The 2,500-nt window shown below is 52.4% G+C and carries 1 tRNA gene and 1 rRNA gene (both running past the window's edge); both read left to right on the forward strand.

Annotated features, from left to right (window positions below):
• Window positions 1-70 (forward strand) — tRNA-Ala (locus SMCB_RS11805) (it extends 6 nt beyond the left edge of the window).
• A 404-nt stretch (window positions 71-474) separates the two neighbouring features.
• Window positions 475-2,500 (forward strand): 23S ribosomal RNA (locus SMCB_RS11810); it runs 851 nt beyond the window's last position.

Below are 2,500 nucleotides of genomic sequence, written 5' to 3' on the forward strand. Positions count from 1 at the left end.
TTAGCTCAGCTGGGAGAGCACCTGCTTTGCAAGCAGGGGGTCGTCGGTTCGATCCCGTCATCCTCCACCAAACACCAAGGCTGTGCAGCAAAGCGCAGCGCCGCGGCGGCTGCCGCGGGCATCGGTTTCAACATCCAAGCGTTTGCCTAGGGCGAGTGTTTCGATGTTGATACTTTATCGACAAAACGCAGCGGGTGCGAGCCTGCTGCAACGGCTGTTCTTTAAAAATTCATAGAGTCGAATCAAAGTTGTGGGCATGCAGCGTCGCAAGGCGTAATGTGTGCCGACAACGATTTTGATTGCGTCAAAGCGAATTCAATTTTGAAGCGAGAGTTTCAAGCGGATTGGATACGGCATAACGCGTCAGGTGCGAGACCTGACAGGCATTCCTTGATGCTGTGCTGCGATTTGCTGCGGTGCTGAGCTGACTGCTTCGGTGGTCAGCGAGTGCGGTGGCAGACTTCAAAGTTATAGGGTCAAGTGAATAAGAGCATGTGGTGGATGCCTTGGCGATGATAGGCGACGAAGGACGTGATAGCCTGCGATAAGCTTCGGGGAGCTGGCAAATTAGCTTTGATCCGGAGATTTCCGAATGGGGAAACCCACCCGCAAGGGTATCGTGCACTGAATACATAGGTGCACGAGGCGAACCGAGTGAACTGAAACATCTAAGTAGCTCGAGGAAAAGACATCAACCGAGATTCCGAGAGTAGTGGCGAGCGAAATCGGAGGAGCCTGCTAGTGATAGCACGACACTTAACAGAACAGTCTGGAAAGGCTGGCCATAGTGGGTGAAAGCCCCGTATGTGAAAAGAGACGTGTGGTACTAAGCTAGCGAAAAGTAGGGCGGGGCACGAGAAACCCTGTCTGAATATGGGGGGACCATCCTCCAAGGCTAAATACTCATCATCGACCGATAGTGAACAAGTACCGTGAGGGAAAGGCGAAAAGAACCCCGGGAGGGGAGTGAAATAGATCCTGAAACCACATGCTTACAAAAAGTCGGAGCCTGGAAACGGGTGACGGCGTACCTTTTGTATAATGGGTCAGCGACTTACATTCAGTGGCAAGCTTAACCGAATAGGGAAGGCGCAGGGAAACCGAGTCCGAATAGGGCGATTCAGTCGCTGGGTGTAGACCCGAAACCAAGTGATCTATCCATGGCCAGGATGAAGGTGCCGTAACAGGTACTGGAGGTCCGAACCCACTGGTGTTGCAAAACCAGGGGATGAGCTGTGGATAGGGGTGAAAGGCTAAACAAACTTGGAAATAGCTGGTTCTCTCCGAAAACTATTTAGGTAGTGCCTCAAGTATTACCGTCGGGGGTAGAGCACTGTTTAGGCTAGGGGGTCATGGCGACTTACCAAACCTATGCAAACTCCGAATACCGACGAGTACAGCTTGGGAGACAGAGCACCGGGTGCTAACGTCCGGACTCAAGAGGGAAACAACCCAGACCGCCAGCTAAGGTCCCTAAAATTGGCTAAGTGGGAAACGAAGTGGGAAGGCTATAACAGTCAGGATGTTGGCTTAGAAGCAGCCATCATTTAAAGAAAGCGTAATAGCTCACTGATCGAGTCGTCCTGCGCGGAAGATGTAACGGGGCTCAAGCCAGTTACCGAAGCTGCGGATGCACAGAAATGTGCGTGGTAGGAGAGCGTTCTGTAAGCCGTTGAAGGTGGGTTGTGAAGCCTGCTGGAGGTATCAGAAGTGCGAATGCTGACATGAGTAGCGTTAAAGCGGGTGAAAAGCCCGCTCGCCGTAAGCGCAAGGTTTCCTACGCAACGTTCATCGGCGTAGGGTGAGTCGGCCCCTAAGGCGAGGCAGAGATGCGTAGCTGATGGGAAACAGGTCAATATTCCTGTACCGACTGCAAGTGCGATGTGGGGACGGATCTTAATAGGTTATCCGGGTGTTGGAAGTCCCGGTTTAGGCAGAAGTAGGCGTTGGGTAGGCAAATCCGCCCAACATATACCGAGGCTGTCGATCGAGCGAACTTGTTCGTGAAGTAACCAAACGGGGTCCCAGGAAAAGCCACTAAGCTTCAGCTTGCAGTTGACCGTACCGCAAACCGACACTGGTGCGCGAGATGAGTATTCTCAGGCGCTTGAGAGAACTCGGGAGAAGGAACTCGGCAAATTGACACCGTAACTTCGGAAGAAGGTGTGCCCTTGTAGTGTGTAGAGAACATCGAAGCACGAAGGGGTTGCAAAAAATTGGTGGCTGCGACTGTTTACTAAAAACACAGCACTCTGCAAACACGAAAGTGGACGTATAGGGTGTGACGCCTGCCCGGTGCCGGAAGATTAATTGATGGGGTGCAAGCTCTTGATCGAAGTCCCGGTAAACGGCGGCCGTAACTATAACGGTCCTAAGGTAGCGAAATTCCTTGTCGGGTAAGTTCCGACCTGCACGAATGGCGTAACGATGGCCACGCTGTCTCCTCCCGAGACTCAGCGAAGTTGAAATGTTTGTGATGATGCAATCTCCCCGCGGAAAG

It is taken from the genome of Serpentinimonas maccroryi (assembly GCF_000828915.1).
In the GTDB taxonomy this organism is placed as follows: domain Bacteria; phylum Pseudomonadota; class Gammaproteobacteria; order Burkholderiales; family Burkholderiaceae_C; genus Serpentinimonas; species Serpentinimonas maccroryi.